Origin of the sequence: Paraburkholderia sp. 35.1 (assembly GCF_050436525.1) — a bacterium.
GTDB lineage: Bacteria > Pseudomonadota > Gammaproteobacteria > Burkholderiales > Burkholderiaceae > Paraburkholderia > Paraburkholderia tuberum.
In genome coordinates, this window is record NZ_JBNDMJ010000002.1 from 1,787,183 (window position 1) to 1,802,875 (window position 15,693).

13 protein-coding genes are annotated in these 15,693 nt (G+C 62.1%); 6 read left to right on the plus strand and 7 right to left on the minus strand.

Going from position 1 to position 15,693, the window contains the following annotated elements:
- Nucleotides 1-34: 34 nt before the first annotated feature.
- Nucleotides 35-1,984 (minus strand): hybrid sensor histidine kinase/response regulator, encoded by a 1,950-nt coding sequence (locus tag OKW27_RS14240; RefSeq protein WP_429333860.1) that lies wholly within the window; start codon nucleotides 1,982-1,984, stop codon nucleotides 35-37.
- A gap of 633 nt (nucleotides 1,985-2,617) precedes the next feature.
- Between OKW27_RS14240 and OKW27_RS14245 the strand changes: the two genes are divergently transcribed.
- On the plus strand, nucleotides 2,618-2,971 hold the full coding sequence (locus tag OKW27_RS14245) for a DUF4148 domain-containing protein (protein ID WP_090809904.1): 354 nt from the start codon (nucleotides 2,618-2,620) through the stop codon (nucleotides 2,969-2,971).
- A gap of 262 nt (nucleotides 2,972-3,233) precedes the next feature.
- On the opposite strand, the gene OKW27_RS14250 is transcribed toward OKW27_RS14245, so the two are convergent.
- Nucleotides 3,234-4,067, minus strand: coding sequence for an oxidoreductase (locus OKW27_RS14250; protein WP_429333861.1), 834 nt, complete (start codon nucleotides 4,065-4,067; stop codon nucleotides 3,234-3,236).
- A 154-nt stretch (nucleotides 4,068-4,221) separates the two neighbouring features.
- Between OKW27_RS14250 and OKW27_RS14255 the strand changes: the two genes are divergently transcribed.
- Nucleotides 4,222-5,133: an AraC family transcriptional regulator gene (locus OKW27_RS14255; RefSeq protein ID WP_260321133.1), complete on the plus strand. Its 912-nt coding sequence runs from the start codon at nucleotides 4,222-4,224 to the stop codon at nucleotides 5,131-5,133.
- A gap of 160 nt (nucleotides 5,134-5,293) precedes the next feature.
- Here OKW27_RS14255 and OKW27_RS14260 read toward each other — a convergent pair whose 3' ends face one another.
- The 5 genes from OKW27_RS14260 to OKW27_RS14280 all read right to left on the minus strand — a co-directional run bounded on the left by OKW27_RS14260 (nucleotide 5,294) and on the right by OKW27_RS14280 (nucleotide 10,675).
- A complete protein-coding gene (locus tag OKW27_RS14260) occupies nucleotides 5,294-5,581 on the minus strand; it encodes a hypothetical protein (RefSeq protein WP_090809909.1) in 288 nt (95 codons plus the stop codon).
- Between the two features lie 228 nt (nucleotides 5,582-5,809).
- Nucleotides 5,810-6,238 (minus strand): VOC family protein, encoded by a 429-nt coding sequence (locus tag OKW27_RS14265; protein WP_429333862.1) that lies wholly within the window; start codon nucleotides 6,236-6,238, stop codon nucleotides 5,810-5,812.
- A 250-nt stretch (nucleotides 6,239-6,488) separates the two neighbouring features.
- Entirely contained in the window at nucleotides 6,489-7,589 is a 1,101-nt protein-coding gene (zapE, locus tag OKW27_RS14270) for a cell division protein ZapE (RefSeq protein WP_429333863.1), read from the minus strand.
- A gap of 251 nt (nucleotides 7,590-7,840) precedes the next feature.
- Nucleotides 7,841-9,676 (minus strand): thiamine pyrophosphate-requiring protein, encoded by a 1,836-nt coding sequence (locus OKW27_RS14275; RefSeq protein WP_090809915.1) that lies wholly within the window; start codon nucleotides 9,674-9,676, stop codon nucleotides 7,841-7,843.
- Between the two features lie 96 nt (nucleotides 9,677-9,772).
- Nucleotides 9,773-10,675: a YihY/virulence factor BrkB family protein gene (locus OKW27_RS14280; RefSeq protein WP_090809917.1), complete on the minus strand. Its 903-nt coding sequence runs from the start codon at nucleotides 10,673-10,675 to the stop codon at nucleotides 9,773-9,775.
- A 159-nt stretch (nucleotides 10,676-10,834) separates the two neighbouring features.
- On the opposite strand from OKW27_RS14280, the gene OKW27_RS14285 reads away from it, so the two are divergent.
- From OKW27_RS14285 to OKW27_RS14300, 4 genes are all read left to right on the plus strand, one after another.
- On the plus strand, nucleotides 10,835-11,917 hold the full coding sequence (locus OKW27_RS14285) for a ligase-associated DNA damage response exonuclease (protein ID WP_090809919.1): 1,083 nt from the start codon (nucleotides 10,835-10,837) through the stop codon (nucleotides 11,915-11,917).
- Between the two features lie 10 nt (nucleotides 11,918-11,927).
- On the plus strand, nucleotides 11,928-13,601 hold the full coding sequence (locus OKW27_RS14290; RefSeq protein WP_429333864.1) for an ATP-dependent DNA ligase: 1,674 nt from the start codon (nucleotides 11,928-11,930) through the stop codon (nucleotides 13,599-13,601).
- Between the two features lie 443 nt (nucleotides 13,602-14,044).
- Nucleotides 14,045-14,521 (plus strand): response regulator, encoded by a 477-nt coding sequence (locus OKW27_RS14295; RefSeq protein WP_018425151.1) that lies wholly within the window; start codon nucleotides 14,045-14,047, stop codon nucleotides 14,519-14,521.
- A 270-nt stretch (nucleotides 14,522-14,791) separates the two neighbouring features.
- Nucleotides 14,792-15,658, plus strand: a complete 867-nt coding sequence (locus tag OKW27_RS14300; protein ID WP_429333865.1) for a glucose 1-dehydrogenase — start codon at nucleotides 14,792-14,794, stop codon at nucleotides 15,656-15,658.
- Nucleotides 15,659-15,693: the final 35 nt, after the last annotated feature.

The window sequence follows — 15,693 nt, forward strand, 5'->3', positions numbered from 1 at the left end:
GTTGCGCTAGCTTTGTGTTCCCCTGCCATCTCTTTCACCCGCCTTCGGTCAATGTTTTTGGCTTATGTTCTGCAAGTATGGTCAATAAGGTCTGGTTAGAATCCGGTCCCGACAAAAGCTTGATGCCACTGACGGCTACTTTTTTGAGCACAGCTGACGAGGGGTCGCCCGACCACAGGATCGCAGGGATCGAGGCGTCGGTAGCAGCGCGGACCGCCGTAATCGCCGCAATGCCGTTCTCGTTTTCCAGCCGGTAGTCGGAGAGGATGAAGTGCGGACCGCTTGCCAAAGCCTCAATGCGCAACTGCTCGATGACGTCGGATGACGATTCCCCCGCCACGACGTAGCAGCCATGCTCGATCAGGCGCATCGATATTTCGATTCTTAAGTCGCTGTTGTCCTCGATGATCGCCACGACCATATTGGTCAGGTCCGGGTCACCGTCTTCAACCGTTTGAACCTCGCGCAACTCCGGCGGTATGAGTCCCATGAACGGGACCGTAACCGAAAAACGCGATCCCCGTGCTGGTGTCGAGTCCACGTCCAGTTTGTGACCAAGAAGGCTCGCGAGCCCCTGGACAATGGACAGACCCAGGCCGAACCCTTTTTCACGATTCCTCTCGGGATTATCGACCTGTACATAGCTTTTGAAGATATCCGCCTGTCGACCTTCAGGGATACCGATCCCGTTGTCCCAGACGCTTATCTTTATGCGGCTGCCTCGCCTCTGGCAACTCACCAGAACATGTCCCTTCTTGCCTCCCCGCTCGGAAGGCGTGTAACGGACCGCATTGATCACCATATTCCGGACGATCCTGTCCAACGCATGTCGATCCGTACGGACCAGATAGGGGCGACTACGGAGTCTTAACTTCAGCCCCTTTGCCTCAGCCAGCGGCTGCATATCCACGACTATGCCGCGTAAAAGGGAAGGCAGCGCCACCTCCTGAATTTCTACATTCCAGGTGCCGGACTCGAGGCGGCAGATATCCAGTGCCCCGTTAATCATCCCTTCCATTGCATCCACTTGCCTTTGCGCAATCGAGACGTCTTCAACCAGATTGGTCGATTTAATGCCCCGCTCGATGAAATCTAACTTCAGGCCGAGCGTGGTGAGCGGTTGACGCAGGTCATGGCTTATTGCGGCGATGAATTGGTTCTTCTCCGCCGTTGCCGCTACAGCCTGAGATCGCGCCTCCTCGAGAACAACCTCTTTTACACATGTGCGTTGCTGATCGTTGCAAATGAACCATGCGACGACACAATAGCCAATTATTTGAGCCGTATACCAGTCAAACATTCCTGGCCGGTTAATAAAGAACAGTGGTGCCATGTTAAATCCGAATGGGATAGTGCCAATCACGAGTGCGCCTAAAGCCGCACGAAGACTGGGTGCGAGCAGCAGCAACGTGAATGCCTGGCAGATCATCGTCAGTTCCAGAAAGCCATACCGGCCGAATCTAAAGTAATAACCATGGAGGACCACGAATTTGGGTGGGATGAGCCCAAAGCTGGCCGCCGCCCACCAGAAAGATGTCAGCATGACCAATGCAGCCCATGCCCAGTGCATCTGCTCGACCGCGTTGACGCTGGCGTGCTTCGGGAGCGTCATGGTCTTTTTCAGCAAGTATGCTGCCAAAGGAGCGGCTATCCCCCACAGTCCCAGGATCCAGACGACACGGAACAAGGGATAAATATCCGATGTTTCGATCCACGATCCAAATACGAACCAGAACGGGCTTCCGACCAGCAGTAGCGCGATCCAATATACCGATCGGCGGGACAGCGATTGCAATAACTCGCGTTTGACGAGGAGATTCTGCTCAGTACTGAGTGCTGCAACCGGTCCCACAAACAGATTCATAAATTCAGCGAATCTGCGGCGCTCGATTGTGTGAGCCGTTTCGCCCGCGCACAGTGATGTTCTGGCCCCGGGCTTTTCGCCCGCGTCGGAATCACGTGGTGTTCGAGTACAGGACGCCATAACAGGCCTCCGGGCATCAGGTGCAGCTACACGCCATTGTGCTAGCGGTCCGCCAGCAAGTCGATGGACAAGTGTTCTGTTTTTTGCCGAACAAAAGTTCGTGAGTCCACGCAGGTGGTCCCTACCGGAGATTTGTGCCCGCTGCCGAGCGTTGGGCGGAAGACCGTCAAAGCTGCTGAACGAGGGTAAGTATGAGGCTGATCTCTCGCGCTGCGCAGTACCAGTAACTCGCGGTTGTCCCGATCAAGCACGGTTCGCCAATTGCGATATTGGGTGCTCGCTCCGTGTGTGCCGCGTCGAACTGCATCCGTAACCAGGCGTGCGCCGTACGCTCAAGAAATCACTCTAACGAATAATCGTAAAGCGACGCCGAACATTTATTCTCCCGAAAAGGAACTTTTAATGCCGAACATCAAATTACCGACGTAACTACAACTGACACGATTACACGGCGCAATAATGCAACATAATTCGATACAAGGAGGGCGTCAATCACCGCACAATGGCCCGCGTTCTTCTCTTGTCGAATGCCCCCCATATCAACCACAACTTCCAGTTTGTCTGCAGAACTGGCTGCAGTGTGCTATTCGGTTTCCCGATTGTTAAGTTAGCCGTGAATCAAGGAGCTCCACGATGAAAACCCTTGCATGCCTTGTCCTCGCCAGCTGTGCGCTTGCCAGCCCAGTCGTCAGCTTCGCTCAGAGCACCGCGCCCGTCACCCGTGCGCAGGTGCGCGCGGATCTGATCCGTCTCGAGCAGGCCGGCTATCACATGGGCGACGGCGACCATACGAAGTATCCCGAGCAAATTCAGGCTGCTGAAGCGAAGATCGCTGCACAGGACAGCCAGCAGGCGGGCAACAGTGACGTTGGCGGTACGACGACCAACGGCACCGCAGCTTCCGGCAGTGTCGAGCATGTGTCGACGCCCTCGCCATCGTCGTGCGTCGGCCCCGCAAGTTATTGCAACCTTTTCTTCGGTAATTGACCGCAGATGGCTCGCCCGACACCGCCCCGACGATCCGGGTAACGTGCCTGGATCGTCTGGGGGCGTCCTCACCGGTGGCGTCCGAATCTTCGGACCCTGCGCAACGAATTCCAGGTGAAATGATGAACCCGCGGGCGATACATCGTCGGCCACATGGTGTTGACCTCGCTGCCAACGGACTTTCAGATCGGGCAAGCACCGCTTCGTTCGCACCCGACGCGGCGGGATACGGTTCTCGACAGCTTCTCAGCCTCGGCGCTCATCAGCCGTCCGTCGAAACGGTGGTAGCCTCCCACGCATCGATTTCCACGTTCAATGCCGACAACTTGTCTCGTACGAGCCCGAGTGCGTCGCTACCGAGCAAAAGACGCGTGGGCGGATGATCCCCTGCCATGGCGGCCAGCATTGCGCGCGCCGCTTTGCTGGGATCTCCCAACTGCTTGCCGCTTTTTTCCTCGCGGGCCTGGCGAATAGGATTGAAAATATCGTCGTAATCCGAAATCGAGCGGGGGGTCCGCGTCATCGAGCGACCTGCCCAGTCAGTGCGAAATGAGCCCGGCGCCACGGCCGTCACCGCAATACCGAAGGGCTTGACCTCTTTGCCAAGCGCCTCGGAGATGCCCTCCAACGCAAACTTACTCCCGCAGTAATAAGCGATTCCCGGCATCGTGATGTAGCCGCCCATCGATGTGATATTCAGAATGTGGCCGCGGCGGCGCTCACGCATGAACGGCAGGACGGCCTTCATCATGGCGACCGCACCAAATACATTCACATCGAACTGTCGGCGCATATCCGAGAGCGGCGATTCCTCCATGATGCCCTCGTGGCCGTAGCCGGCATTGTTGACCAGCACATCGATTGGTCCGACGCCAGTTTCGATTTCCGCCACGACGCCGTCGATCGCGTCGAAGTCGGTCACGTCGAGCACGCGTCCCCAGGCGGCATTCGCGGATACGGACTCGAATTCACGCTTTGCCTGGGCACTTCTCACCGTACCGACGACCTTGTGACCCACCGCCAGCGCTTCCTGTGCGAGCGCGCGGCCAAAGCCGCTGCTGACGCCGGTGATGAGCAGAGTTTTGCTGGTTGCCATTGAAGCTTCTCCCGAATGTCGATTGGAGAGTGCATGCTAATCTGACCAGCGAGGCAAATTAAGCCGAATTCCGCTGATTTTCTTGCATAAAACTATGAACACGATACGCGCTTTGGCCCAGCATCCAGCTCTATCCTCTCGAAGCCAGAAACGCATGATTGTCCTGCTACGCGCGTTGGCGCCCGACGAGGGCTACAACCTGACGGCACTGCCGAGCGTCCGCATCTTGCGGTCGAACCGGGCGCTATCGCGCACGCCCGTTCTGTACGATCCCGGTATCGTGATCGTCTGCCAGGGCCGCAAGCGAGGTTATTTCGGCGACCAGCTCTACCTGTACGACGAGCGTCACTACCTGGCCGTGTCCGTGCCCGTGCCGTTCAGCATGGAGACCGACGCAACCGAGGAGCGCCCACTGCTCGCGCTGTATCTGCACCTCGATTTCGCATTGGCCGCCGAACTTGCGGAGCGGATCGACCGCGAAGGCGTGGGGGAGTGCGCACCAGCACCTCAAAGCATGATGTCGACGCCGATGGATGACGCAATGCAAGCGTCCGTGCTGCGCTTCCTCGAGGCGATGCATCGGCCACTCGAATCCGCTGTGTTGGGCGCCGGGCTGCTGCGTGAACTGTATTTCCGGGTGCTCACCGGCGCCCAGGGAGGCTCGTTGCGCGAGGCTTTGGCGATGCGAGGACAGTTCGGCCAGATAGGGCGCTCGCTTCGCCTGATTCATGCAAGCTATGCGCAGCCCCTCGACGTGAGGCAACTGGCCGACGAAGCGGGTATGAGCATTCCGAGTTTCCACAGCCACTTCAAGGCAATTACGCAGGTGTCGCCGATGCAATATGTGAAGTCGACGCGCCTTCATCAGGCTCGCCTGTTAATGGTGCGCAAGGAACTAACCGCGGAGGCGGCGGGACACGCTGTGGGTTATGCGAGCCCGTCCCAGTTCAGCAGGGAATTCAGGCGTCTGTTTGGCTTGACGCCTGCCGCAGAGGCTAAGCGTATGCGCGAGAGCTTCGCGATCCCGGCAGTATTCGCTGATACGGCTTATGTCTCGTCCCACTGAATTTGCCGCGGTTCGGTTCGATCGGCCAGTCACACCAACTTTTTCTACCGTCGCGATCTGTGTTGCCAGGCGCGGCTATTCGGTCACGCTACGCCCGACGAAATTGAACCGCCTGGTCGCTTTGCGCTCATTTGCGCCCGGTTGCCAGCCTTGATTGCTGTCATTGGCCGGCTGGCGACTTTGTGGTTGGGGTCGCCAGCGAGTTGTTAACCCCGTAAGCGGGGGGGCGGGACGTCGAGCTACTGTTCGCGCTATTCGGCTGGCCCGAGGTCGGCGACCCGGCGCCGCTGTCCGTGTTGGTGGCACCAGGCGTGCCGTAGCCACTCGTTGCAGCGGCCGGCGACTGTGTGGTCGGAGTCGCCAGCGTGTTGTTGCTTTGTGCATATACGCCGCCCGACAGCGTGAGTGCGGCGACGGCCGCGATCAATGTGCTGCTTGCCTTGTTCATGACACGCTTCTCCTTGGTTGGACTGCGATTTCCACGCAAACGATGCTTTCGTACCGTTTCCGTCGCGGTCCCGTAATGCCAAGTTTAGGAAAGCGGTGGCTGATAGTTACGCGCATTATTCACAATGGTGAATATCGATTTTCGGCGCTAACCGGGTAACCTGACGCGCGCTGGTCCCCAATCTGAGGCTATCAGTCACCGCGCGCAAGACGGCCACTGCGGCCGCCATTATTTCTCTTCCCGCATCCACGGCGTAAACGTGATTCCGACCAGCAATCCTTCCGGCCCGATGAAGCGACTGACCGTCTGGCCCCACGGCTCATTCCGGTTCCTGACCAGCATCCGATACCCTTGCGATTCAAGTTCCGCCGTTGCCGCCTGGACGTCGTCGACATCAAACTCGATCCAGGCTTGCGGGATGGGTACGTCGCGAGGCCACGAATCCGTGCCGAAGCACGACTGGGAGGCGTGGGAGAGCGGCCACAAGGCGAAAGAGTTTGCGCCGTTCAGACCCTCCGTATGGAGATAGCCGCCGTTCTCTTCCTTGAAGGGGATACCGAAGGCCCGACCGTAGAGATCGCGGCTTGCCTGGGCTTCAATCACAATCGGGCCAAAACCTGCGATGAACAAGGCCGTGGCTTTTGGGATCTGTTCCATGGCTTCTCCTTTGCCGCGAAAGAGCGGCGCGATGAAGAACGAACATGTTTGCCCACGCCCATCGAACTGATCTGCCGGCGAGTTTTCCGGTACTGCGGGGCATGGCATGGTTGAGTGTAGGCTTGTTTCGGGTGGCCGGCGATGCATCGCCCGGCGCCGTGGCGCGTGCGTCGACGCGAAACGGCGTTGGCACGCTTTACCGTCGCTTTGCAAGAATTGCAGAAATGCGCGCGAGTGCCATGCCCGGCCATCAAGCCTTGGCGTTGATGCCGTCTTGCGCGTTGTCCTCGCCGCCTCGTTCAAGCGTGCTGCGATATGCGCGCGACTGCATCTCGGCAAGCCGGCTCAGCGTACGCGACAGATCATGCGCGCCTTCGAGACCGATCAACGCGGTCTCGATCGGCCGATCGGAGGCGATGAAGAGCGCACGCTTGCGGTCGTAGAAGATGTCGATCAGCCAGACGAGTCGCTGCAGCGTATGCGGCTGCCTCAGCGCTTCCGTATGCAGACGATCGACGATCAAGCCTTGCCATTGCTCGGCGAGATCGAGGTAGTCGAGGTGCGAGCGGCTTGCGACGCACAACTGCTCGAAGTCCGCCCACAGCAGCGCGCGGCCGGCTGCCCGCGCTTCGAGCGGCCGGCCCGCCGCGCTCAGCCTGACCGGCTCGATCGCAGCGTCGCGTTCATGGCTCGTGAAGATATCGCGCAACGCGGCCTCGCTCGATGCGTCGAGCGGCGCGAAAAAGCGCGGCACCTCGGCCGCTTCGCCGCCGAAGCGGTAATCGCGCACGCCGTCGAAATGGATCACCGTGAAGCCGCGTTTGATCTGCGCGATGGTCGGCAGAAAGCGCTCGTGAAACTCGGGGTCGGGCAACAGATCGTCCGGTGCGTAGTTCGACGTCAGCACGATACGCGTGCCCAGCTTGATCGCGGTGTCGAGAAAGCGGCCCATCAGGAACGCGTCGGCGATATCGTGCACATGGAATTCGTCGAAGCACAGCAGCTCGATACCGTCGAGCCATTGCCGCGACACGTCGCCGAGCCGGTCGTCGCCGCGCGGCGCGTGCACGAGCCGGCGGTTCATCTCGCGCAGGAACTCGTGGAAATGCAGGCGCCGTTTGCGGCATGGCGCAAGCTCGAACAGCGTATCGACGACGAGGCTCTTGCCGCGGCCCGGCAGTCCGTGACAGTAGACGCCTTGCGGCCCGAACGCGGCGGTGGACCATGCCTGCCGCGCGCGCTGCTGCGCGCCGACCAACCCGACGAGCGCGCCGATGGCCTCGCGCTGCCGTGCATCGGCAGAGATGCCGCGCGCGGTCAGTGCGCGCGCGATGCGGGTTTCGTCAAGCATGGGCAAGAGCGTCCATGCCTGATGACGCGAATGACGCGAGTGACGCGAATGATGCGACTTGCGCGAATGACGCAGTGTGGGCCGCCGCGAAAACGGCGAGGACGTGTGTGAGCATGAGATAACGGCCGACGTGATGGCCTGCGGCGAAGCAGACCCAATGAGCGCGTGCACGGAGCGCGCGCCATTTTACCAGCCACGTTCTGCGTCGAACGTTGGCGCGCACACGCGTCGTCGAGCCGCTACCGCGTCATTCACTTGTCGTGATGCCCCGGCAGCACGGCACCGAGCACCTGCTTCGCCGTTTCGACCACCACGTTGCCCTGATCGGGGTCGCCCTTCATCAACGTCTCGGCGAACGCTTTGGCCTGCGCGAGCGTGACGTGCGGCGGCAGCGGCGGCACGTTCGGATCGGCCTTCACCTCGATCACGACCGGACGATTCGACGCGAGCGCGTCGTCCCAGGCGGTGGCCATCTGATCGGGATTGTCGACATAGATGCCCTTCAGACCGATCAGCTCCGCGAAGCGGTGATACGGCACGGACGGAATGCTCTGCGAGGCCTCGAACTTCGGATCGCCTTCCATCACGCGCTGCTCCCATGTGACCTGATTCAGGTCGCCATTGTTGAGCACCATGCATATCCAGCGCGGATCGCTCCAGCCTTGCCAGTACTTCGCGACCGTGATCAGCTCGGCCATGTTGTTCATCTGCATCGCGCCGTCACCGACGAGCGCAATCACGGGCCGCTCGGGGTACGCGAACTTCGCGGCGATCGCATAGGGCACGGCCGCGCCCATCGACGCGAGCCCGCCCGACAGCGAGCACATCATGCCGCGCTGCACTTGCAGATCGCGTGCGTACCAGTTCGCAACCGAGCCCGAATCGCTGGTGACGATCGCGTTCGAGGGAATGCGCTTCGACAGCTCCCATACCGAGAGCTGCGGATTCAGGCCATCTTTCGCGGGTTCGTGCGCGCGTTTTTCCAGCGTCTTCCACCAGTCGGACACCCAGCCTTCGATGCGCTCGCGCCACAGCCGATCCTTCTTTTCCTCGAGCAGCGGCAGCAGCGCGCGCAGCGTCTCGGCGCTATCGCCGACGAGGTTCACTTCCATCGGATAACGCAGGCTCAGCATGTCGGCCTTGATGTCGATCTGCACGCCGCGCGCGTCGCCTTCCTTCGGCAGAAATTCCGAGTAGGGGAAGCCCGAGCCGATCATCAGCAAGGTATCGCAATGGGTCATCATGTCGTAGCTCGGCTTCGTGCCGAGCAGGCCGATCGAACCGGTCACCCACGGCAGATCGTCGGGCAGCGCGGCCTTGCCGAGCAGCGCCTTGGCGACGCCGGCGCCGAGTTTCTCGGCGATCGCAATCACTTCGTCGGTCGCGTGCAGCGCGCCCGCGCCGACCAGGATCGCGACCTTGCGGCCCGCGTTCAGCACGTCGGCCGCCTGGCGCAACTGCTCGTCGCTCGGCACGACGCGCGGGCGCGCGTAACCGATGCCCGAATGCAGCGTGCCGTGCTTGCGCCCCGGCGGCTCGTAGGGGATGTCCTGCAGATCGTTCGGCAGTATCAGCGCCGTGACCGCGCGCTCGGCGAGCGCGATGCGCACCGCGCGATCGACCAGGTGGCGGACCTGCGCGGGCATCGTCGCAAAGCCGACGAACGAGCCGGCCACGTCCTTGAACATCGCGGGCAGATCGAGCTCCTGCTGATAGTGTCCGCCGATCGCCGCGCGCGCCTGCTGACCGGTAATCGCCAGCACCGGCATGTGATCCATGCGCGCGTCGTACAGCCCCGTCAGCAGATGCGATGCGCCCGGCCCCGAGGTGGCGATGCACACGCCCAACTCGCCGGTGAATTTCGCATGCGCGGAGGCCATGAACGCGGCCATTTCTTCGTGACGGACCTGGATGAATTCGATCGGGCCCGGCTGATCCGTGCTTTTGTGGCGTTTCTTCGCTTCGCTCTGCGCGCGGTTCAACGCGCCGAACACGCCGTTGATGCCGTCGCCTGGATAGCCGTAGATACGCCGCACGCCCCATGCATGCAGCCGCCCGATGATGAAATCGCCGACGGTTTCAGCCATGATCCTTACTCCTCGATAGCCAGTCGATGCCGCCCTGCGAAATGGGCGGCCGTCGTCGGTATCGGCGAGCAAGGGTTGTTCCTTGCGAATGGCTTGCTACCCGGTCTTGATCCTCGGCTGCGGCGCGTCGAGCGGTTCGTGGCCGAAGCGCTCGTATTGCGATATCACCTGCGCGCCGAACAGCAGCAGTGTCGCGAGCCATTCGAAGCTGAGCAGGATCACGATCGCCATCGTCAACGAGCCATAGACGACGCTGACCTGCGACAGCGTGGCGAAATACCAGACCAGCACGTGCCGCGTGATCTCCCACAACGCGCCGGCCACCACGCCGCCGATCAGCGCGTGTTTGAGCGACGGCCGTCCCACCGGCATCACCAGATACACCGAGGTCAGCACGAAGATTTCGCCGGCGAGCCCGAACAGATACAGCATCACTCGCGAGAAGCCCTGCAACGATACGTGCAGGCCGAACAGTCTGAGTCCTTCGGCGCCGATCGTGTCGAGCGCGCTCGACACGAACGTGACGATCAGCAGTCCCACGCCGAGAAACAGGATGTAGCAGTACGGCAGCAGCGCCGAGATCAGGAAGTGGCGCCGCTTCACGACGACCCGATGCACGAAGATCAGCGACATCGCGTTTTCGAGCACGGTGAACGCGAGCGAGCTGAAGAAGATCATCGTCAGCAGCAGCACCCAGCCGATTACCGCGCGATGCAGCAGGAAGTTCGACAGCTCACGCACGAGCGCGGCCGATTGTCCGGGCACGAGCCAGCGCAGCAGATGCGCAAGCGCGTCGAGCACCAGTTGCTGCGGCACCACGCGCGACAACACGATGACGATCAGGATCAGCAGCGGCACGATGGACAGCAACGCGTAGTACGCGACCGCGCCCGCGAGCAGCAGCCCCTGGTTCGCGCGAAACGCTTTCAGCGTTTGCAGCAGGAAGCGCCAGGGATGTCTGGCGATATACAGCGCTTGCTGGTCGAGCAGGATCGGCATGAGGCCTCGCGGTGCGCGCCGGGCACTGCCGGATGGCAGCCGCTCTCGACACGCCTGTGTGCTTTATATACCGTAAGCAGAAACGGAGCCATCAATGGCGCGGCATATAGTTTGCTTGGCCGCGTTCGCAAGATCGCGTTCCCTTGCCGAGGACAGCCGATGGATCAGCCGCCGCGTCAGACCGACACCGCGCCGCAAGCCAACGATCTGGTGATCGCGCGGCCGGAGGGACTGTATTGCCCGCCCGGCGATTTTTACATCGATCCGTGGCGGCCGGTCGAACGCGCGGTGATCACCCATGCGCATTCCGACCACGCGCGTTTCGGTCATCAGCGCTACCTGGCCGCGCGCGCGGGCGCGAGCGTGCTGCTATCGCGGCTGCCCGGCATCGCGCTGCACACGCTCGACTACGGCGAGCCGCTGACGATTGGCGCGGCGCGCGTGTCGCTGCATCCGGCCGGGCACGTGCTCGGCTCGGCGCAGGTGCGGATCGAATACGCGGGCCGCGTGTGGGTGGCGTCGGGCGACTACAAGCTCGAAGCCGATCCGACCTGCGCCGCGTTCGAACCGGTGCGCTGCGATACGTTCATCACCGAATCGACCTTCGGTCTGCCGATCTATCGCTGGGATACGCCGCAAAGCGTGTTCGATTCGATCGATTCATGGTGGCGTCACAACGCCTCCGAAGGGCGCGCGTCGGTGCTGTTCTGCTATTCATTCGGCAAGGCGCAACGCGTGCTCGCGAGTGTCGATGCGGCGATCGGGCCGATCTTCTGCCACGGCGCGCTCGAGCCGCTCAATCGCGCGTATCGCGACGCGGGCGTGCGTCTGCCGGCGCTCGGTCTGGTCGGCGAGATTGCAGCGAAAGACAAGGGCGTATTCAAACAGGCGCTGATCGTCGCGCCGCCGTCCGCGCAGAACAGCGCGTGGCTCAAGCGCTTCGGCGACTACAGCGATGCGTTCGCGTCGGGCTGGATGCGCCTGCGCGGCGCGCGTCGCCGGCGCGGCGTCGATCGTGGCTTCGTGCTGTCGGATCACGCGGACTGGCCGGGTTTGCAAACGGCGATACGCGAGAGCGGCGCCTCCCGCGTGATCGTCACGCATGGCTCGATCGAACCGATGGTGCGCTGGCTCAACGAGCAGGGCCTGCACGCCAGCGCGTTCGAAACGCAATACGGCGACGATACCGTCGAAGCCGACGCGGCCGGCGCCGACGAAGCGCCGGCGACGAGCGAATCATGACGGGCACCGTATGAAACGCTTCGCGGCTCTCTACACCGCGCTCGATGCGACCACGTCGACGCACGACAAGCTCGCGGCGCTGACGAGTTATTTCTCGGTGGCCGACCCCGAAGACGCGGCATGGGCGTCGTATTTCCTCGCGGGCGGCAAGCCGCGTCAACTCGTGCCGACGCGTTTGCTGACCGAAATCGCGCGCGAGCGCGCCGGCTTGCCCGAGTGGCTGTTCGAGGAGTCGTATCACGCGGTGGGCGATCTGGCCGAGACCATCGCGCATATCCTGCCGCCCGCGTCGCGCAACTCCGAGCTGGGTCTCACGCAATGGATCGAGCAACGCATGCTGCCGCTGCGCGGCCTGCCGCCCGACGAGTTGCGCAGGCGTCTGCTCGGCTACTGGGACGAACTCGACTGGGGCGGTCGTTTCCTGCTGACCAAGCTGATCGGCGGCGGCTTTCGTGTCGGCGTCGCGCGGCAACTGGTGGTGCGTGCGCTCGCTGAAGTGGCCGGCGTCGATCACAAGCGGATCGCGCAACGAATGGTCGGCTGGACCGATTCGCAACAGAAGCCCGATGCGGCGCGCTATCTGCGTCTGATCGCGCCGGAGACCGACGACGATCCGCAAGCGCACGCGCCTGAACACGATAGCGACCTCGGCCTGCCGTATCCGTTCTTTCTCGCGCATCCCTTGCAGACCGATCCGGCGACGCTCGGCGATCCCGCGCACTGGCTGATCGAGTGGAAGTGGGACGGCATACGCGCGCAACTCGTCAAACGCGGCGGCCGCGTGTGGTTGTGGTCGCGCGGCGAGGATCTGATTACCGATCGTTTTCCCGAAGTCGCGGCATTGGGCGAGTCATTACCCGATGGCTACGTGATCGATGGCGAGATTCTCGCGTGGGAGCCCGGCGCGGCAGCGCCATTGCCGTTCGCGCGGCTGCAACCGCGCATCGCGCGCAAGACGCTGACGCGCAAGATACTCGCGGATTCGCCCGCCGCGCTGCTCGCATACGATCTGCTCGAAGCACACGGACGGGACCAGCGCATGAACCCGCTCGCTGAACGGCGTGCACGCCTCGATGCGCTGGCCAGCTCCGTCGATGGCACGCTCGCGCGTGGTCTGCTGCGCGTATCGCCGCTCGTCCTTGCAGCGGACTGGACCGCGCTCGCGGCGTTGCGCGACGAGAGCCGCGCGCGCGGCGTCGAAGGCTTGATGCTCAAGGAGCGCGAGTCGATGTACGGCGTCGGTCGTACCAAGGCGTCGGGCACGTGGTGGAAATGGAAGATCGAGCCTTATGCGGTGGACGCTGTACTTGTTTACGCGCAGCGCGGTCATGGCCGTCGCGCGAGTCTTTACACGGACTACACTTTCGCGGTGTGGGACGAGGCCGACGGCGTGCGCATGTTGGTGCCGTTCGCGAAGGCCTATTCAGGGCTCACGGATGAAGAGATGCGTCGGGTCGATGCGATCGTGCGCAAGACCACCGTCGATAAATTCGGCCCCGTGCGCAGCGTGACGCCGACGCTCGTGTTCGAGATCGGCTTCGAAGGGATACAAGCGAGTTCGCGTCACAAGTCCGGCGTGGCCGTGCGTTTTCCACGCATGCTGCGCTGGCGCACGGACAAACACATCGACGACGCCGATACGCTCGCGATGCTGAAAGGGTTTATCGATAATCGTGCGGGATAACCCGCAGAGCACAAACCCCTAACATGTCGAGCATTTTTTTATCGGCATCGTCGCTTATTCTTTTGATAAGACCGCGTCATCGATTCGCGCCATAAGTGCGATTGCGGCTTGCATTGCGTGGACCCCTCAATCCGTTGAAATACCGATATCGTGCGACGCCTCTGAACGAGACGGATCGCACAAGGACAGTGCGTCGATCGATGTTGCGCAGCGCGCACATCGCAGGCGCCGTCATTCAAACGCCGTGATGAATGGGCACGCTGAATCCCGCATTCCAGGTGATTGCAACGTCGGAATGCGCGACCAGGCGTGCTGGCCGCGGCATCGTCCGAGCGAAGCGGAAATAACAAAAAACCGGTCGTAGTCCGGCGGACGCAACGGGATCGAATCTTGCACGGGTGGCGCGGATGCCCTTCAGGGCCAATGTAAAAGGGCGAGAAAAAATGACTGTGTTCAACGACAACGTGGACAGCAGCGACGACGTGCTCGTATGGCGACCAATCCGCTATGCGATGGCCGCGCATCGTCGCGTGCTGGTAGTCGACGATTACCGGGAAGCGGCCGATGCGCTGCAAATGCTACTGATGGCCGACGGCTTCGAATGCCGCGCGCTCGACGATCCGTTTGCCGTGTGCGAGACCGCGCGCGAATGGCAGCCGTTCGCGGTGGTGCTCGACATCAAGATGCCTGGACTCGACGGGCTCGAACTCGCGCGGCGGCTGCGCGCGCATCCGCAGACTTCACACATGCTGCTGGTCGCGTGTACCGCGTTTGCGTCGCGCGACGATCGCGCGCTCGCGAAGGCCGCCGGCTTCGACGCGCATTGCGCCAAACCGTTGACACCCGAGCGTCTGCTGCGCGTGCTCGAATCGGCGGCGGCGTTGCATGCGGCGGAGCCATCATCTGAATCACGTTGTTAGCGAAAACTCACTGACAGTTCTGTTATTTCTGCACGGTCGTCGGCAGAAAATCGCACTCGTCGCTCTGCGAATCCGTTTGTCATCAATCTGCCATCTGTCCGCCACCGTTCTGTCCAACGCAGTTTCTTAAGCCATGCGTGCCCCTGCGCTGCCCGGCGCACAGGAGTTTCCTCTCGCTATTGCATGCAGGCCCACTCGTTGCTGAAAGACCGATGACGCGGCGCGTTCGTGCGCGCCGCCCATGGTCATTCGCACCGAGGGAGATCCGACATGAGCGACACGCAACGTCCGGCACCGCCGTTTCCTGAACAGCAGCAGGATCAGAGGCCCGGCCGGACGGCCGACATGAACCCGCAACCGGATCACGGCGAGAAAACCTATGAAGGATCGGGGCGTCTCGCAGGCAAGGCGGCGATCGTGACCGGCGGCGACAGCGGCATCGGCCGCGCGGTCGCGATCGCGTTCGCGCGCGAAGGTGCGGATGTGCTGATCGCCTATCTCGACGAAGACGACGATGCGCGCGAGACCGCGCGCTGGGTCGAGGACGCGGGTCGCAAGGCGGTGCTGGTCGGCGGCGATATCCGCGATCGCACGCATTGCGATGCGATCGTCGACAAGGCGATCGAGGCATTCGGCCGGCTCGACGTGGTGGTCAACAACGCCGCGTATCAGATGAGCTATCCGTCGCTCGATGCGATCAGCGACGAAGAATGGGACAGGACCTTCGATACCAACATCGGCGCGATGTTCAGAATCACGCGCGCGGCGGTGCGCCATATGAAGCCGGGCGGCGCGATCATCAATACTTCGTCGATCAATGCCGATCATCCGAATCCTCGCCTGATCGCGTACGCGACCACCAAGGGCGCGATCCAGAACTTCACCGGTGGCCTCGCGCAATTGCTCGCGGAAAAGGGCATTCGCGCGAACTGCGTGGCGCCGGGACCGATCTGGACGCCGTTGATTCCATCGACGATGCCGGCCGACAAGGTCGAGCAGTTCGGCAAGCAGGTGCCGATGAAGCGCCCCGGCCAACCGGCCGAACTGGCCGCCGCGTACGTGATGCTCGCGTCGGATGAAGCGAGCTACATCTCGGGCGCGACGATTGCGGTAACCGGCGGCGCGCCGATTATTTAGGTTGTCGAACTGATGGCGGCATGGCCGCCTGCGCT